At 74.5% G+C, this 22,763-nt stretch carries 12 protein-coding genes; 6 read left to right on the forward strand and 6 right to left on the reverse strand.

The genetic code is table 11. The annotated features are described in order from the left end of the window. Nucleotides 1-21: 21 nt before the first annotated feature. Nucleotides 22-927 (reverse strand): type II CAAX prenyl endopeptidase Rce1 family protein, encoded by a 906-nt coding sequence (locus ACGH2B_RS00360; protein ID WP_399082133.1) that lies wholly within the window; start codon nt 925-927, stop codon nt 22-24. Nucleotides 928-2,178: 1,251 nt separating this feature from the next. After that, on the reverse strand, nt 2,179-2,337 hold the full coding sequence (locus tag ACGH2B_RS00365) for a hypothetical protein (protein ID WP_399082136.1): 159 nt from the start codon (nt 2,335-2,337) through the stop codon (nt 2,179-2,181). Here ACGH2B_RS00365 and ACGH2B_RS00370 point away from each other — a divergent pair. From ACGH2B_RS00370 to ACGH2B_RS00390, 5 genes are all read left to right on the forward strand, one after another. Continuing rightward, nucleotides 2,336-3,097, forward strand: a complete 762-nt coding sequence (locus ACGH2B_RS00370; RefSeq protein WP_399082139.1) for a hypothetical protein — start codon at nt 2,336-2,338, stop codon at nt 3,095-3,097. The two genes, ACGH2B_RS00365 and ACGH2B_RS00370, sit on opposite strands and share 2 nt — an antisense overlap. Before the next feature lie 342 nt (nt 3,098-3,439). Then, nucleotides 3,440-4,474, forward strand: a complete 1,035-nt coding sequence (argC, locus tag ACGH2B_RS00375; RefSeq protein WP_399082142.1) for an N-acetyl-gamma-glutamyl-phosphate reductase — start codon at nt 3,440-3,442, stop codon at nt 4,472-4,474. Continuing rightward, nucleotides 4,471-5,622: a bifunctional glutamate N-acetyltransferase/amino-acid acetyltransferase ArgJ gene (gene argJ / locus ACGH2B_RS00380; RefSeq protein WP_399082145.1), complete on the forward strand. Its 1,152-nt coding sequence runs from the start codon at nt 4,471-4,473 to the stop codon at nt 5,620-5,622. The genes argC and argJ overlap by 4 nt, the downstream gene beginning before the upstream one ends. A gap of 11 nt (nt 5,623-5,633) precedes the next feature. Further along, entirely contained in the window at nt 5,634-6,545 is a 912-nt protein-coding gene (gene argB, locus ACGH2B_RS00385) for an acetylglutamate kinase (RefSeq protein ID WP_399082148.1), read from the forward strand. A 47-nt stretch (nt 6,546-6,592) separates the two neighbouring features. Beyond that, the gene (locus tag ACGH2B_RS00390; RefSeq protein WP_399096594.1) at nt 6,593-7,738 is read left to right on the forward strand and encodes an acetylornithine transaminase; all 1,146 of its coding nucleotides are present in this window, start codon (nt 6,593-6,595) and stop codon (nt 7,736-7,738) included. 59 nt (nt 7,739-7,797) lie between these two features. On the opposite strand, the gene ACGH2B_RS00395 is transcribed toward ACGH2B_RS00390, so the two are convergent. Next, complete coding sequence (locus tag ACGH2B_RS00395; RefSeq protein WP_399082151.1) at nt 7,798-8,319, reverse strand: GNAT family N-acetyltransferase; 522 nt, start codon at nt 8,317-8,319, stop codon at nt 7,798-7,800. A 132-nt stretch (nt 8,320-8,451) separates the two neighbouring features. Next, nucleotides 8,452-8,658: an MbtH family protein gene (locus ACGH2B_RS00400; protein WP_399082154.1), complete on the reverse strand. Its 207-nt coding sequence runs from the start codon at nt 8,656-8,658 to the stop codon at nt 8,452-8,454. A 236-nt stretch (nt 8,659-8,894) separates the two neighbouring features. On the opposite strand from ACGH2B_RS00400, the gene ACGH2B_RS00405 reads away from it, so the two are divergent. Next, nucleotides 8,895-9,998: an alpha/beta hydrolase-fold protein gene (locus tag ACGH2B_RS00405; protein WP_399082157.1), complete on the forward strand. Its 1,104-nt coding sequence runs from the start codon at nt 8,895-8,897 to the stop codon at nt 9,996-9,998. Nucleotides 9,999-10,083: 85 nt separating this feature from the next. On the opposite strand, the gene ACGH2B_RS00410 is transcribed toward ACGH2B_RS00405, so the two are convergent. Beyond that, entirely contained in the window at nt 10,084-11,811 is a 1,728-nt protein-coding gene (locus ACGH2B_RS00410; protein WP_399082160.1) for an ABC transporter ATP-binding protein, read from the reverse strand. After that, nucleotides 11,798-22,738 (reverse strand): amino acid adenylation domain-containing protein, encoded by a 10,941-nt coding sequence (locus ACGH2B_RS00415; RefSeq protein ID WP_399082163.1) that lies wholly within the window; start codon nt 22,736-22,738, stop codon nt 11,798-11,800. The genes ACGH2B_RS00410 and ACGH2B_RS00415 overlap by 14 nt, the downstream gene beginning before the upstream one ends. Nucleotides 22,739-22,763: the final 25 nt, after the last annotated feature.

The raw sequence follows: 22,763 nt of genomic DNA on the forward strand, positions 1-22,763 counted from the left end.
GCGTACGGGCGCCGGTGAAGCTCACGTTCCGGTGAGCGGGCCCCGGTGCCCCAGCCGTCCTCGGGTCGTCAGGAGGAGGACGGCGGCCAGGAGCGCGAAGACGGCGTCCTGCACGAGTCCGTACCGGAGGGAGTCGGCGACGCCGGGGAAGAGCACCGGCAGGAGGGAGGCGTTGAGGACGGTGTGGAGCAGGACGGCGACGGGGCCGCTGCCGGCCGTGTTGTTGTGGATCCAGGTGAACAGGTACGAGACGGCGGCCGTGAAGCCGAGGAAGACCAGGTACGGGACGAGGAGCCCGGTCGGGTGGGACCCGGCGTGGTGGTAGCCCCGGATCAGGAAGAGCGGCAGATGCCACAGGCCCCACAGCAGGCCCAGTACGAAGGTGCCGAGCGCCGGACCGTAGCGGGCCTGGAGGCGCGGTGTGGCGAAGCAGCGCCATCCCGGCTCCTCCCCGAGCGGCCCGCCCGCCAGCAGCACGGCGGCGAACCCGGCGGCGTACCCGCCCAGCAGCCCGGGCGTGGGGTGGAACGCCGCCGCCGCGCCGGGCAGCGGCAGCACACAGAGCATCAGCAGGGCCGGGACGCCGGCCAGGACCAGCAGGTACCAGCGGATTCCGGCGCGCCAACGGGCCAGGTCGCGCAGGAGCGCCCGTACGCCGGTGCGGCCACCGGTGGCCGCGGTCACCACGAAGGCCGCCAGGAAGGGACCGAGGAACGGCGCGGGGAACATCCACGGCACCAGCGGGAGCCGCAGGACGAGGATGCCGACCAGCTCATAGGTCCAGGCCGGGACGTAGGCCAGCGCGAAGAAGCCGAGCAGCGGCCGGTTCCGGAGCGAGCGGACCAGCGGCCCGGGACGGGGCGGTGACACGGTGCCGGTCAGGACCACGGCGCTCTCCTCGATCTGGTGCGGACGTCGCGGGTCCACGCTCCACGGCGGCGGCCCTTCGCGGGTATCCGTCCTTGGAGGGATACACCAAAACGGAGCCGCCTTTCGGCGGAGGGACGCCCCGGCAGGGCTCTTGTACGGTCCCGGCCACGACCGGTGACGCGCGGTTCGGGCGCGGCCCGAACTCTCCGGCCGGAGCGGCCGTCGCGGTTGCCGCGGCGATCGCGGCGGTCACGGCGATCGCGGCGGTCGTCGGCGTGGTGGCCACGCCGACGGCGGGGGCCGGTGACGCTCCCGGCGGTCGTGGCCGTTCTCGTGCCCGTGGCGCCGGGTCAGCGGTGGCGCGGCCACCGGCGGGCGGGCGCGTCGGTCCGCGTCGCCAACCGCGTGGACGTCGCCGCCCGGGCCGGGAATGCGGGCCGCGCCCGGCCCTGACGGCGCGTCGCTTCCGGTGGCGGGCGCCCCCTCGGGACCGGTCGTCAGGACCGCGGCTCCGTACGCTTCCCCACGTCCCGGCCCCACCGCCGGATCGGCCGGCGCCCCTGTTTCCTCGGTGGGTTCCTCCCGTCACACGGCGGACAACGGCGTACCGGGCGGGGCCCTGGCCTGCTGCGGGGCCCGTCTGTTCCCACGTACGTACCCTGATCGGACGTGTGCACCATCCGCTTTTCCCACCATTGAGGGAACTCGTTGATCATCGCGGCTGGAGCGGCCGCGCGTCGCACAGACTCTGCCCGTGTGCCAACTCCACGTATTACCCCGGCCGATAACCGGCCTCGCCACTTTCCTGCTGCTCACCGGGTGCGTCTCGGTACCGGTCCTGGCCTCTTCCGCGGCGGCTGATCAGACGCGTCCCACCGGGGGCGGCGTCGTGCACCGTACGCCGGGCGGCTCCGGGCACGGCGGCGGACACGCCGCCGCCGGAGAAGATTCCGCCCACGCCTCGTCCGGCGACGCCACCGCGCACGCCGGGGACGGCGGGGCCTACGCGTCCTCCGGTGACAGTTGCGCCTACGCCGGGACCTGGCCGCCCGCCGGGATACCGGCCGGGTTCCCGATGCCGTCCGACTGGCGCTTCCCCTGCGCACGGCCGACGCCCACTCCCCCGCACGAACCCTCGCCGCGGCCCCGCCCGACGGAGTCCGGCCCGAGCCCGGCCCCCGCGACCCGGGCGCCCGCCCGGCCGCCCGCACCACCGCCGCCACCGCCTTCGCCGGTCCGTCCGGCGCCATCCGCCTCCGATCCCCGGCGGCCCTCGCCGGCTCCGGCCTCCCCGGCGCCCCCGCGCAGTTACGCGCCGGCGGTGCACGCGCCGCGCAACGGCGGCTCGATGGTGACCCGGACCTTGCTGATCACCACCCCGGCCGTACTGGCCGGGGTCGCGCTCCGTCCCCGCTCGCGCCCCTCGTCCGGTTCCGCCGGACGCCGTTCCTCGTAGGAGATATCCATGTCCCAATGGCTGGTACTGGCGATCGCCATGGCCGCCGCCTGCGGCGTCGTCCTGGCCATCACGGTGCTCAAGCAGCGCCGCATCGGCGACGACGACGACCCGTCCGAAACCCCTGACGTCATCGAGTACATGACGATGATGGTGGGTGTCGTCTACGCGATCGTCCTGGGTCTGGCGATCGCCGGGGTCTGGGAGGCCCGGGGTGCCGCGGAGGACACCGTGCGTACCGAGGCACAGGCCCTGCACGAGATCAGTGAGCGGGCGCGGGTCTACGACCCGGCGGTGCGCGACCGGATCCGTACGGACGTCGACCGGTACGTCACGTATGTGGTCCGGAAGGAGTGGCCGGTGATGGCCGACCGGGGCGAGATCACCGACCGCGGCACCGAGCTGCTGGGGAAGGTCCGCGCCGATGTCACCGATCACCGGGCCCGTGACAGCTTCGAGGAGCAGTCCTACCAGCCGCTGACCGATCAGGTCGCGGTGGCGGACGGGGCACGCAACGCCCGTGCCGACGCGGCCGGTTCGACCCTGCCGTCCGTCGTGTGGTTCGGGCTGATCACCGGTGCCGTGGTGACCGTGGGTCTGATCTTCACCCTGCAGATCCGGCGGTCGGGCAAGGAGCTGCTGATGGCGGGCCTGTTCAGCGCGCTGATCGCGTTCTTGCTGTTCCTGGTCTGGGATCTCGACGCGCCGTTCAGCCGTGGTCTGGCGGCCGGGGTCGACTCCTTCACCGCGCTCTTCCCGCACGCCGGCTGACCGCACGGCGACACCTTCCGAAAGGCGTCCGGCCTGGGCTTCCGCTCAGGCCGGACGCCTTTCGGCGTTCCGCGGCCCCGGCGGACCGGTGGTGCGGCGCGGGGAGGTAAGCGGTCCAGCGCGCGGGCGGCGCTCACCGGCCGTGCGCCGCACGGCAGTTGCTCATCGCCGGCCCGCGGCGTGCCGTACACCGCACCCCACCAACATCACATTTAGGTTAGGCTAAGCTAAGTCGCAGTGGCCTGCGGTGGGCCGCCCCCAGCGGTGGCGCGCACCCGCCGCCCGACCGGGCGTCACCCGGGCGCGCCGCCCGCCCCACGCACACCGAGAGAACGGAAGAACATGACCGTACGGGTCGCGGTGGCCGGTGCCAGCGGCTACGCCGGCGGGGAGCTGCTCCGCCTGCTGGCCTCGCATCCCGGCGTGGAGATCGGCGCGGTGACCGCGCACAGCAGCGCCGGCCGGCCGCTGGGCTCCGTCCAGCCGCACCTGCCCGAACTGGCCGACCGGCCCCTCCTGGACACCTCCGCCGCCATCCTGCGCGGCCACGACGTGGTGTTCCTGGCCCTGCCCCACGGGCAGTCGGCCGCCCTCGCCGGGGAGTTGGACCCCGGCGCGCTGGTGGTGGACTGCGGCGCCGACTTCCGGCTGCGGTCCTCGGCCGCCTGGGAACGCTTCTACGGCTCCGCCCACGCCGGGACCTGGCCGTACGGCCTGCCGGAACTGCCCGGCGCGCGCGAGGAGTTGCGCGGCGCCACCCGGATCGCGGTCCCCGGCTGCTACCCCACCGCGATCACCCTGGCGCTGTTCCCCGCGTACGCCGCGGGTCTCGTCGAGCCCGAGGCCGTGATCACCGCCGCCACCGGGACCCCCGGCGCCGGACGCTCCGTCAAGCCGCGGTTCCTCGGCTCGGAGGTGATGGGCTCCATGAGCCCGTACGGCGTCGGGGGCGGCCACCGGCACACCCCGGAGCTGGTCCAGAACCTGTCCCGGGTCGCCGGCGAGCACGTCACCGTCTCCTTCACACCGACCCTGGCGCCCATGCCCCGGGGCATCCTCGCGACGTGCTCCGCCCGGCTGCGCCCCGGGGTCCCGGCGGCGGAGGACGCGGTGCGCGCCGTGTACGCCGACGCCTTCGCCGAGGAGCCGTTCGTCCGGCTGCTGCCCGCCGGGCGGTGGCCCGCCACCGGCGCCGTCCTCGGCTCGAACACCGCGCAGGTGCAGCTCGCCGTGGACGCGGACGCCCGCCGGCTCATCGGTGTCAGCGCCGTCGACAACCTCACCAAGGGCACCGCGGGTGGCGCGGTGCAGAGCATGAACATCGCCCTCGGCCTGCCGGAACGGCTGGGCCTGCCCACGAATGGAGTGGCCCCGTGAGTGTGACCGCACCGCTGGGATTCCTCGCCGCCGGAGTGCCCGCCGGTATCAAGGAATCCGGCGACCTCGACCTGGCCCTGGTCGTGAACCGGGGCCCCGCGCGCGCCGCCGCCGGTGTCTTCACCTCCAACCGGGTGCAGGCCGCGCCCGTGCGCTGGTCCCGCTCCGTCCTCACCGGCGGACGGCTCTCCGCCGTCGTCCTCAACTCCGGCGGCGCGAACGCCTGCACGGGCCCCGGCGGCGCCGACGACGCGCGGACGATGGCCGACCGTACGGCGCTGGCGGTGGGTGCCGGAGCCGACGAGGTCGCGGTGTGCTCCACCGGCCTGATCGGGGTGCGGCTGCCGATGGACCGGGTGACGGCCGGGATATCCGCCGCGGCTGAAGGGCTCTCGGCCGAGGGCGGCGAGGACGCGGCCGTCGCGATCCGGACGACGGACTCGGTCCACAAGACGGCGGTGGCCACCGGCGACGGCTGGACGGTCGGCGGAATGGCGAAGGGCGCGGGCATGCTCGCCCCGGGCCTCGCCACCATGCTCGCCGTCCTGACCACCGATGCCGACGCCGGTGCGGACGTCCTCGACGCGGCCCTGCGCGACGCGGTGGCGACCACCTTCGACCGGGTGGACTCGGACGGCTGTATGTCCACCAACGACACCGTGCTGCTGCTCGCCTCGGGCGCCTCCGGCATCACACCTGCCGCCGCCGATCTCGCCGCCGCCGTACGGACCGTCTGCGCGGATCTGGCCCGGCAGCTCATCGGCGATGCCGAGGGCGCCACCAAGGAGATCGCGGTGGCGGTCGTCGGCGCGGCGTCGGAGCCGGACGCCGTCGAGGTGGGCCGCGCCGTCGCCCGCAGCAACCTCCTCAAGTGCGCCCTGCACGGTGAGGACCCGAACTGGGGCCGGGTGCTGTCCGCGGTCGGCACCACCTCCGCCGTCTTCGACCCGGACCGGCTGAACGTGGCGGTCAACGGCGTCTGGCTCTGCCGGAACGGCGCCGAGGGCGAGCCCCGGGAGGCGGCCGATCTGTCCGGCCGCCGGATCGTCGTCACCGTGGATCTGCGTGCCGGTGACGCCGCGGCCACCGTGTGGACCAATGATCTGACGGCCGCGTACGTCCACGAGAACAGCGCGTACAGCTCATGAGCGGAGTGGGGATGACACCGGTACAGACACCGGTCGCGATACCGGAGACGGCCGGCCTGCCGTGGCGCGAGGAGCTTCAAGGCCGGACGGTCGTCGTCAAGTTCGGCGGCAACGCCATGGTGGACCCGGCGCTGCACCGGACGTTCGCCCAGGACGTGGTGGAGCTGCGGCAGGCGGGGCTGCGGCCCGTCGTGGTGCACGGCGGCGGGCCGCAGATCAGCGCGCTGCTCGACCGGCTCGGGCTGGAGACGCGCTTCGAGGCCGGGCTGCGGGTGACCACACCGGAGACGATGGACGTCGTCCGGATGGTGCTCACCGGCCAGGTGCAGCGGCAGCTCGTCGGGGCGGTCAACGCCCACGGGCCGTTCGCGGTGGGCCTGTCGGGCGAGGACGCGCACACCATGACGGCCGTGCGGCGCCCGGCGTGGGTGGACGGCCGCCCGGTGGACCTCGGCCAGGTCGGCGAGGTGGTGGCCGTGGACACCGGCCTCCTCGACGCGCTGCTGGAGCAGGGCCGGATCCCCGTCGTCTCGCCCGTCGCGCGCGGCGCGGACGGGCAGGTGTACAACGTCAACGCCGATCTCGCGGCGTCGGCGCTGGCCACGGCGCTCGGCGCGGACCGGCTCGTGGTCATGACCGACGTCGCGGGTCTGTACGCCGACTGGCCGCACAGCACCGAGGTGATCGGCCGGCTGACCGCCGCGGAGTTGGACACGCTGCTGCCGGGGCTGGCGAGCGGCATGCTCCCCAAGATGGAGGGGTGTCTGCGGGCCGTGCGCGGCGGCGTCGGCCGGGCGCGGGTCGTCGACGGCCGGGTGGCGCACGCGCTGCTGCGGGGCGTGTTCACCGAGGACGGCCCCGGCACCACGGTGGTGCCGGACACCGGGTCCGGTGGGCCCGGTGACGAGGAGGACGGCGCGTGACCGCCGGCAACGCGGCCCCGCTCACCGACCGCTGGCGCGCGGCGGTGATGGACACGTACGGCACTCCCCCGCTGGCCCTGGTCAGGGGCGAGGGCAGCACGGTGTGGGACGAGGACGGCCGCGCCTACACGGACTTCACCGGCGGCATCGCCGTCAACGCCCTCGGGCACGCCCATCCGGCGCTGGTCGAGGCGGTACGGGCGCAGGCCGCGCGGCTCGGCCATGTGTCGAACCTGTTCGTCGCGGAGCCGCCCGTCGCGCTCGCGGAACGGCTGCTGGCGCTGGCGGGCAGGGCGGGGCGGGTGTTCTTCGCGAACTCGGGCGCCGAGGCGGTCGAGGCCGCCTTCAAGATCGCCCGCCGGACCGGACGGCCGCATCTCGTCGCGGCCGAGGGCGGGTTCCACGGCCGCACCATGGGGGCGCTGGCCCTCACCGGGCAGCCGGCCAAGCGCGATCCGTTCCTGCCGCTGCCCGCGGACGTGACGCATGTGCCGTACGGCGATACGGCCGCCCTGCGGGCGGCGGTCACCGGGCGGACCGCGGCGGTCGTCCTCGAACCGCTCCAGGGCGAGGCGGGCGTCGTCCCCGCGCCCGCGGGCTATCTGCGTGCCGCCCGGGAGATCACCCGGGCCGCCGGGAGCCTGCTGGTCCTGGACGAGGTGCAGACCGGGATCGGCCGTACCGGCCACTGGTTCGCGCACCAGGCGGAGCCGGGCGCGGATCCCGATGTGGTCACCCTCGCCAAGGGGCTGGGCGGCGGGCTGCCGATCGGCGCCACGGTCGCCTTCGGCGACGCCGCCCGGCTGCTGACGCCCGGTCAGCACGGCTCGACGTTCGGCGGCAACCCGATCGCGTGCGCGGCCGGTCTGGCCGTCCTGGACACCATCGAGCGGGACGGGCTCCTCGCCCGTGCCGCGCGGGTCGGCGAGCGGCTGCGCGGCGGCATCGCGGCGCTGCGGCATCCCCTGGTCCGCGAGGTGCGGGGCGCGGGGCTGCTGGTGGGCGTCGTCCTGACGGCGCCGGTCGCCGCGCGGGTCGGTCGGCTGGCGCAGGACGCCGGGTTCCTGGTGAACGCCGCGGGTGCGGATGTCATCCGGCTGGCCCCCGCGCTCACCCTGCCGCGGGAGCGGGCCGACGCCTTGGTGGCGGCGGTGCCGGCACTCCTCGACGCGGCGTCGGGCGAGGGCGTCTGACGCCGAGCGGTCGTACGGAAATGGGGCGGGCCCGTCGCGGGCCCGCCCCTTCGTGGTCGTTACAGGGCGCGGGCCAGGACGCGGGCGTCGCGGCGCGGGTCCAGGGACCGCGCCCAGTCGGGCGGCGCCAGGTCCGGGTCGGCGGGGGCGAAGCCGTGGCGGAGGAAGAGCCGGCCGCTTCCGGTCGTCGCGGTGAACAGCGTCGCCAGCGAGCTGCCGCGGGCACGGGCGAACGCCGCGTGCAGCAGCCGGCCGCCCATGCCCGATCCCTGCCGGTGACCGGCGACGCAGAAGTTGTACAGCACACCGGCGCCGGGGTATTCGCGCAGCCCGAGGCAGCCTTCGAGGGTTCCGTCGGGGGCCTCGGCGACGTGGAAGTCCGCGGCCCGGGACAGGTAGTGCGAGAGCGGGCGTTCGCGGAGCGCGCCGGTGCGGGCGAACGGCCGGGAGAGGGCGGCGAGCGCCCGTCCGTCGTCCTCGCGGGCCGGCCGCACCGAGAAGCCGGGGGCGCGGCGCCGCCGGACGGCGGGGGCCCGGGGCGGTGTGGCGAGGGCGGCGGGGGACGGCGGGGCCGTGGTCAAGACGTTCCTTCCTGGGGCGCACCGTTCACGGGTGCGCGGGGCTTCCGGGCGGCTTCCGGGGGCGGCGCGTGGCCGCCGTCGCCGGAGCGGACACGCGCCGCGCCCCGGTCCGGCCGGAGCGGCGGCTCCGGCTCAGGCGCCGGCCGTGAGGGAACGCGGGCGCAGATCCGTCCAGTTGGCCTCGATGTACTCCAGGCAGGCGGCGCGGTCGGTCTCCGCCAGGGCGACCGTCCACCCTCCGGGCACCTCGGCGAAGGACGGCCAGAGGGAGTGCTGGCCCTCGTCGTTGATCAGGACCAGGAAACGGCCGTCGGCGTCGTCGAACGGATTGGTGCTCATGTGGTGGCTCCTCCTGGAGCGGGCCGCGCCCGGCGGGCCCGCGGGGCGGTTCGGTGGTGAAGGCGGTGCGGAACACGGAGAGTTCAACACTTAGGTTAGGCTCGCCTAATTATAGAGCTTAACTTCTCCCCTCCTCCCTCACAAGGAGCACCGATGCCTCCACGCGAACGGGCGCGGGCCGGGAACGGCGCCGGCCCCCTCCCCCGGATTCCGGCGAGCCACCGGGGAGTTCGGCCATGACACGGACCACCCCGGACCCCGGCGCCGCCCACCCCTTCGCCGCCTTCGGCCTCCCCGGCGCGCCCGGGAGCGACGCGTTCTGGGCGGCGCCCTCCCCCGCGTACGTCCCGGACGGCGACGGCGGCTGGACCGCCCTGTTCCGGTGGCGCGGCGCCCCGGCGGTGGCCGAGTTCGAGAGCTGGTCGAAGCCGGTGCCGCTGGTCCGGTGGGGCGATACGGACTGCTGGTACGCCGAGGTGCGGATGCCCGCGCGGCTCCGCGTGACCTACCGGTTCCTCGTCGACGGCGCCTCGTACGCCGACCCCCGGAACCCGGCGGGCGCCGGCGGCGATCGCTCCCTCGCCGCCACACCGGACGCGCCGCCCCAGCCGCACTGGCCGGCGCTCGGCCCGGACGACGTCCTCCCGCTGCCGCGGACCCGGATCCGCTGGGCCGGTGGACGGCTCGGGGGCCGCCGCACGGTACGGATCCACCCGGTGGGCGGCGGCGGGCCGGTGGTCCTGCTGCTCGACGGGGACGACTGGCTCCATCTGCACCCCGCCATGACCGCGTTCGACGCGGCGCACGCCGCCGGTGAGATGCCCCCGGTCACGCTGGTCTTCCTGCCCGCCAAGGACCGGGCGGCGGAGTTCGGCTGCCGGCCCGAGCTGTGGGAGGCGGTACGGGACGAACTGCTGCCGCTGGTGGCGGAGAGCGGGGTCCCGGCCGACCCGGACCGGCTGGTGGTCGCCGGTCAGAGTCTGGGCGGGCTGAGCGCGCTGTACGCGGCGGTGGAGTTCCCCGGGCTGGTCTCCCGTGTCGCCTGCCAGTCGGGCTCCTTCTGGTGGACACCGCGGTCCGGGGAGGCCCAGGACCCGCTCGGCGGTCCGGTCGGCGGCGCTCTCGCCGCGCGGCTGGCCAAGCGTCCCGCCCCGCCCGGGCTGCGGATCGCGTTCGATCTGGGGGAGCACGAGACGCGGATGCGGCCGCACTGCGAACGCGTCGAGTCCCTGGTCGCCGGGGCCGGTGCGACCGTGCGGACGTCGCGGTCGGCGTCCGGCCACGACCGGGCGGGCTGGCGGCAGGCCCTGCTCAGGGATGTCGCCTGGGCCCTGGAGTGAGACGGCCGAGGGGCCCGGACTCCCGGCTTTCCGCCGGGAGTCCGGGCCCCTCGTCACAGGGTCACCGGATCACGCGGTCACCGTTTCACCGGGTCACCGCGCGCCGGTACGCCTCGTCGCCGGCGAGCAGTTGACGGTGGGTGCCTTCGGCGGTGACGACGCCGTCGTCCAGGACGAGGACCCGGTCGGCGGCGTCCAGCAACGCCGGGCTGCTGGTGAGGACGACGGTCGTCCGGCCCCGCCGCAGCGCCGCGAGGTTGCGCGCGACGAGCTGCTCGGTGACCGCGTCCACCGCCGTCGTCGGATCGTGCAGCACGAGCACCCCGGCGTCCGCCGCCAGGGCCCGGGCCAGCGACAACCGCTGCCGCTGGCCCCCGGACAGGTTCGAGCCGCGGTCGCGGACCTCGTACTCCAGCCCTTCGCGGTGCAGCGCGACGACATCGGTCAGCATCGACGCCTCCACCGCCTCGGCCACCATCCGGCTCGTCCCCGCCGGGTCGATGTTGGAGCGGAGCGTGCCGCCGAAGATCTCCGCGTCGGAAGGGTTCACCAGGAGCTGCGCGCGGACCGCCTCGACCGACAGGTCCACCAGCTCCCGGCCGCCCAGCCGGACCGCGCCCTCGTAGGCGGCCGGCGGGACGTTCACCGCCAGGACGGCCGCCAACTCGGCCGCCGCCCGCGGCTGGTAGGCCGCGATGGCGGTGAACTCACCGGCCGGGATGTGGAACTTGACGCCTTGCAGGGACCCGTACCGGACGCGGTCGACCTCCAGGGACCCGCCCGGCTCCGGGCGCTCCGTCCCGGGCTCCGCCACCGGCGGGGCGGACAGCACCAGCGCCATCCGCTCCGCCGAGGCGCGGGCCATCATCACGTACTTGGGCATGTCGGAGAAGAGCTTGAGCGGCTCCATGATGAACTGCGCCAGGCCCACCGCCATGACCAGCTCGCCGATGCTGATCCGCCCCTGGTAGGCGAGCCAGCCGGCGGTCAGCGTCACCGAGGCGGCGAGGACGGCGTTCAGGCCCAGCGCGGCGCCCGCGTAGGTGCCGTTCACCCGGGCGACGGTGATCGCCTGCCGCCTCGCCTCCGTGCTGACCCGCCGGTAGGAGCCGAACGCGGCGTGGTTGCCGCCGAAGCCGTGCAGCGGCCGCAACCCCGTGATCAGGTCGGCGACCTTCGCCCCCGCCCGCGCCACCCGGGCCTGCTGCTCCCGGGTGCTGCTGCCAATCCGCTTCGACATGACGCTCAGGACCGACAGGATGGCGACGGTCCCGGCGATGACCAGCGCGCCGAGCTGGAGACTCGCCATGCTCAGCGCGACCGCCGCGATCAGCACCGAGAGCAGGGAGCTGATCAGCATCGGCACCACCTCGACGATGTCGGCGGTCTGGTCGGCGTCCTCGGTGGCGATGGTGAGCACCTCGCCGGACTTGAGGTCCGTGTCCCGGGCCACCGGCTGCAGGCCGCAGGCCGCGACCCGCACCCTCCAGTGGTGGGCCTCGGTCGTGTTGGCCTTCTGCAGGATGCGCATGCCGAACCGCCACGACAGCGACACGACCGTGATGAGCACGGCCAGCGCCGCGATCGACAGGGCCAGCGCCGGCAGGCTCCGGTCCCGCATCGTGTGCTCGACGATCAGGCCGAGCGCGATCGGGAAGGCGGTCTCACCCGCCTGGTACAGGCCCATGAGGACGGTGCCCCAGAGCATCGCGCCGCTGTTGCGGCGGACGGCGGTCCGGAGGATTCCGGAGCCCGTTTCGGGTGCCGCTTCGGGGCCCGGTCCACGGGCCCCTGCGGTGTCAGGAGTTGTCATCGAGATGGCGGGCAATCGCTTCCGGGGTTCGCAGGGTGAACAGATCACGGATGGTGATCACAGGGCCGAATTCGCGGCGCAGCAGTCCGGCGAGCCGGACGGCCAGCATGGAGTGTCCCCCGAGGGAGACGAAGTCACTCACCGCGCTCACCTCGTCGTCGTCCAGGTCCAGGGCCTCGGCGAAGAACTCGCAGACCACGGACTCGGTCCCGCTTTCCGGGCCGCGCTCCCCCGACGAGGTCAGCGCGCCCAGCGGCCGGGGTTCCGGCAGGGCCTTGGTGTCGGCCTTGCCGTTGACCGTCAGCGGGATGCGGTCGACCTGGGCGTAGTGCGTCGGGCGCAGGAAGTCCGGCAGTCCGGCGCCCGCCTCGGCGGCGACCGTCGCCAGGTCGGCGCCGTCCAGCACGAGGTAGGCGGCCAGCCGGTACGCGCCGTCGACCTGCGGGTCGGGCTGCGCGACCGCGGCGGCGAAGCGGACCGCCGGATGCGCCGCGAACGCCGCCTCGACCTCACCCGGCTCGACCCGGTGGCCGCGGATCTTGACCTGCTGGTCGGTGCGGCCGAGGTACATCAGGTTCCCGTCGGGCCGCCGGACCACCAGGTCGCCGGTGCGGTACATCCGCTCGCCGGGCTCGCCGAACGGGGACGCGACGAAACGGTGCGCGGTCTGCGCGGGCTGCCCGAGGTAGCCGCGGGCGATGCCGGTGCCGGAGACGTACAGCTCACCGGGGACGCCGTCCGGGAGCGGCCGCAGCCACGGGTCCAGGACGTACACCTCGGTGTTGTCGATGGCCACGCCCACCACCGGGTCCTGGCACTCGAAGGTGCCGACGCCGAGGGTGTTGATGGTGTATTCGGTGGGCCCGTAGAGGTTGTAGCCCACCGTTCCCTCGGTGTCCGCGAGCCGCTGCCACAGCGCCGGGGTGACCGCCTCACCGCCCAGCAGGACCAGTGCGGGGCGCCGCCCGGGGATGTCGAGCAGCCCCTCGGCCACCAACTGCTGCGCGTAGGTGGGTGTCACGTTGACGACGTCGATGGCGTGTTCGCGGCAGTACGCGGTCAGGGCGGGTGCGTCGCGGCGCAGCTCCTCGTCGCAGATGTGCACCTCGTGGCCGTCGGCGAGCCACAGCAGCTCCTCCCACGACATGTCGAAGGCGAACGACACGGTGTGGGCGATCCGGAACACGCGGTCGCCGTGGTCGGCCAGCACCGGCGCGAAGATCCGCCGCTGATGGTTGATCAGCATGTTGGTGAGCCCGGCGTACTCGGTGACCACGCCCTTGGGCTTCCCCGTGGAGCCCGAGGTGTAGATGGTGTACGCGGGGTGGCGCAGCCGCCGCGGGTCGTCCGGCGTGAACGTCACGAACGGCTCGGCCGCCGGGAGCGGGCGGTCCAGTTCGATGAGGTCGCCGGTGAGCCGCGGCGCCACCGCGCCGACGGTGAGGATCACGTCCGGTCGGGCGTCCGCGACGATCGAGGCGATCCGCTCGGCCGGGTGGTCCAGCTCCAGCGGCACGTACGCGGCGCCGGTGCGCAGCACCGCGAAGAGCGCCACGATCGAGTCCAGGGAGCGCGGCAGCGCCAGGCCCACGGTCCGCTCGGGGCCGATGCCCCGCCCGGCGAGCACCCCCGCCAGCCGGCGGCTGTCGTCCCTGAGCTGCGCGAACGTCATGCTGCGGCCGTGTGCGACGAGCGCGGTCCGCTCCGGGGAGCGGTCCGCCGCCCGGTCGAACCGGTCGACCACGGTGTCCGTGCCGATGTCGGTACGGACCCCCGGCTCCGGTACTGCGCCAAGTCCCGGCAGGGCGCCCACCGGCCCGTTCGCGCGGGTGAGGTCGTCCAGGATCCGTACGTAGTCGTCGAGCAGGCGCCGGGCGTCGGCGGTGGAGCCGTGGCGGTGCTCCAGCTTGACGGTGAGCCGTTCACCCGGGGTGACGACCCAGGTGAACGGGTAGTGGGTGGAGTCGTCCGACCTGACCTCGGTGATGCCGTGGCGGGCGTTCATCGCCGCGAAGGCGTCCATGTCCAGGAAGTTCTGGAGCACGAAGAGGTTGTCGAAGAGGGTGTCGTGGCCTGCGGCCCGCTGGATCTCGCCGAGTCCGAGGTGTTCGTGCTCCATCGCCTCGACCCGGGCCGTCTGGACGGCCGTCAGATACTCCCGGACCGTGTGGTCGGGCCGGGCCCGGGTCCACATCGGCACGGTGTTGAGCAGCACGCCGACGATGTCCTGCGCGCCCGCGCTCTCGCGGCCGGACACGGTCACGCCGAACACCGCGTCGCCGCGGCCGGTGTGCGCGCCGAGGAGCAGGCCGAACGCGCCGGTCAGGACGGAGTTGAGGGTGACGCCGTGCCGCTTGGCCGTCTCGCGGAGCCGGTCGGACCGCTCGGCGGTCAGCGTGTGCACCAGGGCGGGCGGCAGACCGTCCGGGAGTTCGGGCGCGGGCCCGGCGAGCAGCGTCGGTCCGGTGAGCGGGGCCAGGTGCTCCGCCCAGAAACGCTCGGAGGCGGCGGGGTCCTTGGCCGCGATCGCCCGGGCGTACTCCTCGAAGCCGGGGGTGGCGGGGAGGACGGACGGCCGCCGGCCGCCGAGGACCGCCTGATAGGCGTCGAAGAGGTCGCGGAGCACGATCTCGCGGGACCAGCCGTCCCAGAGCAGCAGGTGGTAGCTGAGGAGGAGGCCGTCGCAGCCGCCGGGCCGCCGGATGACGGTCATCCGGATCAGCGGCGGTTCGGCCGGGTCGAATCCGGTGTTGCGGTCCTCGGTCCGCAGCGCCTCGATCTCCTCGTCGGTCGACAGCTCGACCGTGCGGACGCCGATCTCGCGGCCCGCCTTGAGGACCTGCACCGGGCTCCCGTCGGCGTCGGTGGTGAAGCCCGCGCCGACGACCGGGTGCCGGGCCATCACACAGCCCATGGCCTCGGCCAGGGCGTCGGGTTCCAGACGCCGGTCGAAGGCGAAGTAGCTCTGCGCGACGTAGTGTCCGGCCGCGCCGGCCAGTTGGGCCTGGAAGTACAGGCCGCGCTGGAGCGGGGTGACCGGTGCGGTGCGCTCGGCCGTCGTCGCGGCCCGGGCGATGGACTCCAGCGCCTCACGCCAGTGCCCGGTGAGCGTGTCGGGGACGCCCTCGGCGAGGGTGAACGCGGCGTGCAGGGAGCCGGTGGCCTCGTCGGTCCAGGCGTTGACCTCCACGGCGTACGGGCTTGGCCGGTCGCCGCCGGTGAGGTGCAGCGCCCGGGACTCGCCGCCGCGGCCGAGGTAGTTGAAGAGGACCTGCGGGCGGGCGGTCAGCAGCGGCGCGGTCTGCGGGTTGAGGTACCGCAGCCGGCCGTAGGCGGCGTGCCCGGCCTCGTCCGGCTGGCGTTCGGCCAGTTCGCGGGCGGCGGCGACCGGGTCGGTGTGCGCGGTGAGCCGGACGGGCGCGATGGCGGTGAACCAGCCGACCGTCCGCGTGTAGTCGTGCTCCTCCCGCGCCGGGACCCGGCCGTGCCGCTCCAGCTCGATGGTGAGATCGGCGGGCGACGGCTGGACGCGGGTGAGCGCGGCGCGCAGCGCGCCGCAGAGCAGCTCGGTCAGGGCGACGCCGAGCGCGGCGGGCGCGGTGCGCGTCACCAGGTCGCTGAGGTCCGCGTCGAGGACGACGGTCCTCTCGCGCAGGGCGCCGACGGCGGGCAGCAGCGGCGGTGCCTGGAGGGTGTCGATCCAGTGGCCGAGCGCGTCGGTGCCTTCGGCGGCGCGCAGCGTCAGTGCCTCGGCGTACTCGGCGTACGAGGTGGTCGCCGGGGCGAGGGGTGCGCCGCGCAGGGCGGATGCGAGGTCGTCCAGCAGGATCCGCCAGGACACCGCGTCGACCGCGAGGTGGTGGACGGTGACCACCAGGGTGCGGGCCGGGGCGAGCCAGGTGAAGGCGGCGATGTCGCCGGAGGCGGGGTCGAGCTTTCCGGCGGCCTCGTTCGCGGCGGCCGTGGCGTCGGTGGTCTCCGCGCGGACGACGGTGGCCGGCCGGGCCGGTTCGGTGACGAGGCTCCACACGCCGTGCTCGGTCCGCAGCCGCAGCCGCAGGGCGGGGTGGGCGGCCAGCAGGGCGTGGGCGGCGCGCTCCACCTCGGCGAGCCCGGCGTTCTCGGGCACCTCGACCGCCCTGGCCTGGGCGAACCGGGCGAGGGAGCCGCCCAGTTCCCGCTGGCGCAGGATGATCGGCGTCGGCGGCACCGGTCCGTCCGTGTGCCGTGCGGGCGCCGGGGCGGGCTGCCCGGTCCGGGGCGCGGCGGCGGTGAGGGACGCGGCGAGGGCCCGCGGTGTCTTGTGGACGAACACGTCGCGCGGGGCGATCGGCAGGCCGAGGGCGCGGGCCCGGTTGATGACGGTGATGGCGACGATGCTGTCCCCGCCGGCGGCGAAGAAGTCGGTGTCGGCGTCCGCCTCCGGGAGGGCGAGCGTGTCGGCGAAGACACCGATCAGCGCGTCGAGCGCGAAGCCGGCGGCCACGGGCGCGCCGGGCGCGGCGCCGGTGGCGGCCTCCGGCGCGTCGTCCCGTGCCGCCCGCGCGATCAGGGCCTTCCGGTCCAGCTTGCCGTTGACGGTCAGCGGCAGGGCGTCCACCGGCAGGACACGGCCCGGCACCATGTGGACGGGCAGCTTCTCGGCGAGCAGGACGGAGAGTTCGCCCGGCAGCCGGCCCACGACGTGGGCGACCAGGTGGTCCCCGCTGTCCGCCACGGTGACGGCCACGTCGGCCACCCCGTCGAGTTCCCGGATCGCGGACTCGACCTCGCCCAGCTCGATGCGGAAGCCCTTGAGCTGCACCTGGTCGTCGGCGCGTCCGGCGAACTCCAGCTCACCGCCGAGCGTGCGGCGGGCGAGGTCGCCCGTGTGGTACATGCGGGAGCCGTCGCCGGTGAACGGATTCGCCACGAACCGGCCGGCGGTCAGGCCCGGCCGTCCCAGGTAGCCGAGCGACACCTGGTCACCGGCGACGTAGATGGCGCCGACCGTGCCCGGCGGCACCGGCCGCAGCCGGTCGTCGAGGAGGTGGGTGACGAGTCCGGGCAGGGGGCCGCCGATGGGGCTGACGTCGTCGCCCGCGGCGAAGTCGTCGTCGGTCAGGATCCGGTGGGTGACGTGCACGGTGGTCTCGGTGATGCCGTACATGTTGACCAGTTCGGGCGTGGCGGTGCCGTACCGCCCGACCCAGCCGCGCAGCCGTCCGAGGTCCAGCGCCTCGCCGCCGAAGATGATCCGGCGCAGGGCGGTGAGGGGTTCACCGGCGAGCCGGTCGGCCTCGGCGAACTGGTGGAAGGCCGACGGCGTCTGGTTGAGCACCGTCACGCCCCGCTCCCGCACCAGCCGGTGGAAGTCGACCGGGGAGCGCGTCAGCCCGTAGTCGGGGACGAGCAGTTCCCCGCCGTGCGCCAGCGCGCCCCACAGCTCCCAGACCGCGAAGTCGAAGGAGTACGAGTGGAACTGGACCCAGACGTCGTCCGGGCCGAAGTCCATGTCCGGCCGGGTGTTCGCGAGCAGCGTCACCACGGCGGAGTGCGGGACGACGACGCCCTTGGGACGGCCGGTCGAGCCGGAGGTGTAGATCACGTACGCGGGATCGTCCGGTCCCGGCCCGTCGTCCGCCGGGGTGTCCGGGGCGTCCCGCGGTGGTGCGTCGCCCTGGACCAGCACCCGGGCGGTCACGCCCGCGCGCTCCAGCAGCGCCGTGAAGCGGGCGCGCTGGTCCGGGGCGACGAGGACGGCCTGCGGCGCGGCGTCGGCGAGGATGTACTCCAGCCGCTCGTCCGGGTAGGCCAGGTCCAGCGGTACGTAGGCGCCGCCCGCGGTGACGACGGCGATCAGCGCGGTGACCTGTTCCACGGAGCGCGGTACGGCCACGGCGACGCGGCGGCCCGGCCGGACCCCGGACGCCCGCAGCGTGGCGGCCAACGCGTCCTTCTCCCGGGCCAGTTCGCCGTAGGTCAGGGACCGGGTGGCGCCGTCGAGGGCGCACTGGGTGACGGCGGTGGCCGCCGGGTCGCGCTCGGCGGCGGTGGCGAAGAGGGCCCCGAGGGTCACCGGCGCGACCGGGGCCGGAGTCCGGGTGTCCGCCGGTGTCAGCTCGGCGACGGGGGCGTCCGGCCGGGTGAGGAGGGCGCCCAGGGCGGAGGTGAACCGGCGCAGGATGTCCTGGGCTCCGCTCTCGTCGAGCAGGGCGCCGTCGTGGATCAGGTTGAAGCGGGGGCGCCCGTCGGGGGAGCGCTCGACGACCAGGGTCAGCGGGTAGTGGGGGGCGCCCTCGTTGGCCAGGCCGGTGATGGTCAGGGTGTCGCCGGGGCGGCGCAGGGCGGCGACGTCGGTGGCGACGTCGAACACCACGAGGGTGTCGAAGAGGGTGCCGGTGCCCGCCGCGCGGCCGATCCGGGCCAGGGAGACGTGCTGGTGGGGCAGGACCGCGCCCTGGTGCTCGCGTACCGCGGTGAGCAGTTCGCGAGCCGTGGTGCCGCCGTCCCAGCGGGCGCGCAGCGGAACGGTGTTGATGAACAGGCCGACCATGCCGTCGATGCCGGGCACGTCCGCGTCGCGGCCGGAGACGGTGGAGCCGAACACCACGTCGTCGCGGTGGAGGATGCCGCCCAGGGTCAGCGCCCAGGCGGTGTGCACGGCCACGCTGAGGGTGGCGCCGGCCGACCGGACGGCGGCGTCGAGGTCGTACTCGGGCTCGGTGGCGGTGTCGGCGAAGCGGTCGGAGGGGGTGTGTCCCTCGGCGACGAGGGAGGGGCCGGGCAGTCCGGCGAGTTCGGCGGACCAGACGCGGTCGCTCTCCTCCTCGTCGCGGGCGGCGAGCCAGGCGACGTAGTCGGGGAAGCCGCCCGTCGGGTGGACCGTGCCCGGGGCGTGGTACTCGGCGAGCAGCGTGCGCAGCATCGGCGGGACGGACCAGCCGTCGGCGATGAGGTGGTGCACGGTCTGGACGAGGACGGTGCGGCCGGCTTCCGGGTCGCGGATCAGGGTGAAGCGCATCAGCGGGCCGGTGGCCAGGTCGAATCCGGCGCGGCGGTCGGCCTCGGCGTGGGCGCGCAGCTCGGCGTCGGTGATGCCGGGCCGGTCGAGGACGGTGAACGGTGCCTCGGTGCCGGTGGTGAGTACGGAGACGACGCGGCCGTCGGCGAGGGCGGTGAACCGCGCGGCGAGGTTCGGGTAGAGGGTCAGCAGCCGGGTGGCCGCGGCGGCGAGCCGGCCTGTGTCGACGTCGCCCTCCAGCATCAGCAACTGCTGTTCGACGTAGCTGCCCGCGGAGTCGTCGTCGAAGACCGAGTGGAAGTACAGGCCCTCCTGGAGCGGGGTCAGCGGCAGGACGGTGTGCAGCCCGGGGCCGTCCAGCGCGTCGACGTCGTCCTGGGTCAGGCGGACCAGCGGGAAGTCGCTCGGTGAGTGGCCGCCCGTGTCGAGTGCGGCCAGTGCGTCGAGCGCCGCCGTGTAGTAGCCGCCGAGGGTGTCGATGTCCGTTTCGGTGAACATCCCCTCGGGCCAGGAGACGGTGGTGACGAGGGCGTACGCGCCGTCGGCGGCGGGTTCGGCGATGGCGTTGAACTCCAGGGCGCGCGGCAGCCGCATCCGCGGGTCGCGCTTCTCGCCCAGTTGTCCGGTGGCTCCGGCGAGCTGCCAGTCCCCGGCGGCTCCGGCGTCGAAGCGGCCCAGGTAGTTGAAGAGGACCTGCGGCGCGGGGGCCGGGAAGGCGGCGTCGGAGAGGTGGCGCAGGGCGCCGTAGGAGAGGCCGTTGCGGGGGACGCGGGCGAGGTCCTCCTTGACCGCCTTGAGGGCGGCGGTGAGGTGCCCGGGGTCGGTGAGGCCGTCCGCGGTGCCGGGGTCGACGGTCACCGGGAAGAGTGTGGTGAACCAGCCGACGGTCCGCGACAGATCCGGTTCGGCGCCGGAGGCGTCCGCCACATGGCGCGCTTCGCGGCCGTGGCCCTCCAGTTCGATGTGGGCGAAGGTCTGCTCCTGGCCGCGGTCGCGGCGCCACCGGGCGAGGGCGACGGCGAGCGCGGTCAGCAGGACGTCGTTGACGCCCGCGTGGAACTTCGCGGGTATCTCGCCCAGCAGCGCCGCCGTGGTCCCGGGTCCGGTCGTCAGGGTGGTCTGCCGTTCCCGGGCGACGGTGTCGGCGGCGGTGAGCGGGCGCCTGCCCAGCGGGGCGTCCTCGCCGGGCAGCGGGCGGGCGTAGTGGGCGCGGTCCTCGTCGAAGGACGCGTTCTGGAGGAGCTGGGTCCAGCGGCGGAACGAGGTGCCCACCGCGGGCAGTTCGAGGCTCTCGCCCGCGCGGTACCGGCGCCAGGCGGTGGCCAGATCGTCCATGAGGACGCGCCAGGACACGCCGTCGATCACCACGTGGTGGGCGACGAGGACCAGTTGGCGGGCGGCGCGGCGCCAGACGGCCCGCAGCATCACGCCGTTTTCGGGGTCGAGCCCTTCGGTGGCGAGGGCCACGCAGTCGTCCAGCGGCCGGTCGCTCTCCTGCCATCCGGGGGTGGCCGGGCCCGTCTCCGGGATGTCGAAGCTCCAGCGGTCGCCTCGGACGAGCCGGGCGCGGAGCATGGCGTGCCGGGAGACGACGGCGGTGAGGAGCGCGTCGAGGGCGTCGGCGGTGAGGGCTTCGGGGGTGGTGAGGACGACCGACTGGACGAAGCCGTCGATCGCGTCCGTGGTCTCGCCGAGCCACTGGACGATCGGCGAGCCGGCGACGGGGCCGGTGGCGATGTCGTCGTGGTCCACGGGTGCGGTGTCCTGGCGGGTGGCGACGGCGGCCAGGGCGCCCAGGCGGCTGTGGGTGAAGATCTGCCGTGCGGTGACGTGGAGTCCGGCCCCGCGCAACGCGCCGAGCAGCGAGATCGCGAGGATGCTGTCCCCGCCGAGGTCGAAGAAGTCCTGGTCGACGCCGACTTCCTCCAGCCGCAGCACCGAGGCGGCGGCCGCGCACACCGCGCGTTCGTCGTCGGTGGCGGGCCGGACGAACGTACCGGTGGTCCGCTCCGGCTCGGGCAGCGCGCGCCGGTCGATCTTGCCGTTGGGGGTGAGCGGGAACTCCCGCAGGACGACGAGGTGCGCCGGGACCATGTATTCGACCATGTGCCCGGCGGCCCACGCCTTGACGTCCTCGGCCCGCAGGTCCTCGCCGCCGGCGGCGGGGATGACGTAGCCGACGAGGGAGGTGCCGCCCGCGCTGTTCTTCTTCGCGACGACGCAGGTGTGGCGTACGCCGGGGTGTTCGGCGAGACCGGCCTCGACGTCCTCCAGTTCGAGCCGCATGCCGCGGACCTTGACCTGGTTGTCGGCGCGGCCGAGGAAGTCCAGGGAGCCGTCGGGGGCGAAGCGTGCGAGGTCGCCGGTGCGGTACAGCCGGGAGCCGTCGGAGGCGAAGGGGTTGGCCACGAACCGGGACGCGGTCAGGCCGGGGGCGTTGACGTAGCCGCGGGCCAGGAGGAAGCCGCCGACGTAGAGTTCGCCGCCGACGCCGACCGGGACCGGGCGCAGTTCGTCGTCGAGGACGTAGAGCTGGGTGTTGGGGTTGGCCTTGCCGATGGAGGTCGACAGGCGTTCGGCCTCGCCCCGGTAGATGACGTGGGAGACGCCGATGGTGGCCTCGGCCGGTCCGTAGCCGTGGTACAGCGGGATGTCGAGCTTGGTGCGGAACCGTTCGTACAGCTCCGGGGTGAGGACTTCGCCGCCGCACCAGACGTGCCTCAGGCTCGCGAGGCGTCCGGATTCGCCGTCGATCTCCAGCAGGACGTCGAGCATGGAGGAGACGAGGTAGGTGAAGGTGACGCGCTGTTCGTCGATGACGCTCAGCAGGTGGTGCGGGTCGCGTTCGCCGCCGGGCCGCAGGACGACCAGCTTTCCGCCGCACACCAGGGGCAGGAAGATCTCGTTGATGGAGATGTCGAAGGAGAGCGGCGCCTTGAACAGGGAGGCGTCGTCGTGGCCGAAGCCGAGGATCTCCCGGGACTGCCACAGCAGGCGTTCGCTGATCGCCTCGTGCCGGATCATCGCGCCCTTGGGGCGGCCGGTGGAGCCGGAGGTGAAGATCACGTAGGCGAGGGCGTTGCCGTGGACGGTGACGCCGGGGTCTGCGGTGGGCTCGGCGCCGTACGCCCAGTTGCCGAGGTCGACGGCGACGGCGGGCGGTTCGGCGGCGTCGTGTGCGCCGTCGCCGTTGAGCTGCACCACGACCCGTGCGTCGTCGATGACGACGGCGCGGCGCGCGGCGGGCCACTGCGGGTCGAGCGGGACGAACGCGCCGCCGGCCCGGAGTACGGCGAGCAGGGCGATCACCATCTCGGCGGAGCGGCCCAGCGAGATACCGGCGAGCTGTTCGGCGGTGAGTCCGCGTCCGATGAGGTGGTGGGCCAACTGGGCGGAGAGGTCCGCGACCTGACGGTAGGTCAGGGAGCGGCGTTCGTCCACGACGGCGAGGGCGTCGGGGCGGGTCCGCGCCTGCTGGAGGAAGAGCTCCACGAGGGTGGGCCGGTCCCGGTCGGCCTCGGTGTCGTTCCACGCGGCCAGGGTGGCGAGCCGTTCGGCCGCCCCGGTCGCGGCGATGGTACCGAGGGGCCGGTCCGGGAAGTCCGTCAGATCGTCCAGCGCGAGCTGGACGCCGGGGAGCCAGGCGTCCTCGGGGACGGTGATCCGCATACCGTCCGCACCGGCGTCCCGGACCTCCCAGCCTTCGGGCGCCGTACCGCCGTTGGCGGCCCAGCCGAGGACGTCCGCGAAGAGCGTGCCCGGGGTGAGGTCCAGACCCGCCGGGCTCCGGCCGGTCGCCCAGTGGGCCAGTCCGATGGCGCACGCCTCGGCGATGGTCCGGTCCGCGTGGTCGCCGAGGCGGCGGCGTACGTCGGCCAGGCGGGCAAGGGGGATCAGCACGAGACGAGCGCTCGGTTCCATCATTTGAAGACTCAACACCCTTCCAAGG

This window comes from Streptomyces sp. BBFR2 (genome assembly GCF_044497305.1).
GTDB lineage: Bacteria > Actinomycetota > Actinomycetes > Streptomycetales > Streptomycetaceae > Streptomyces.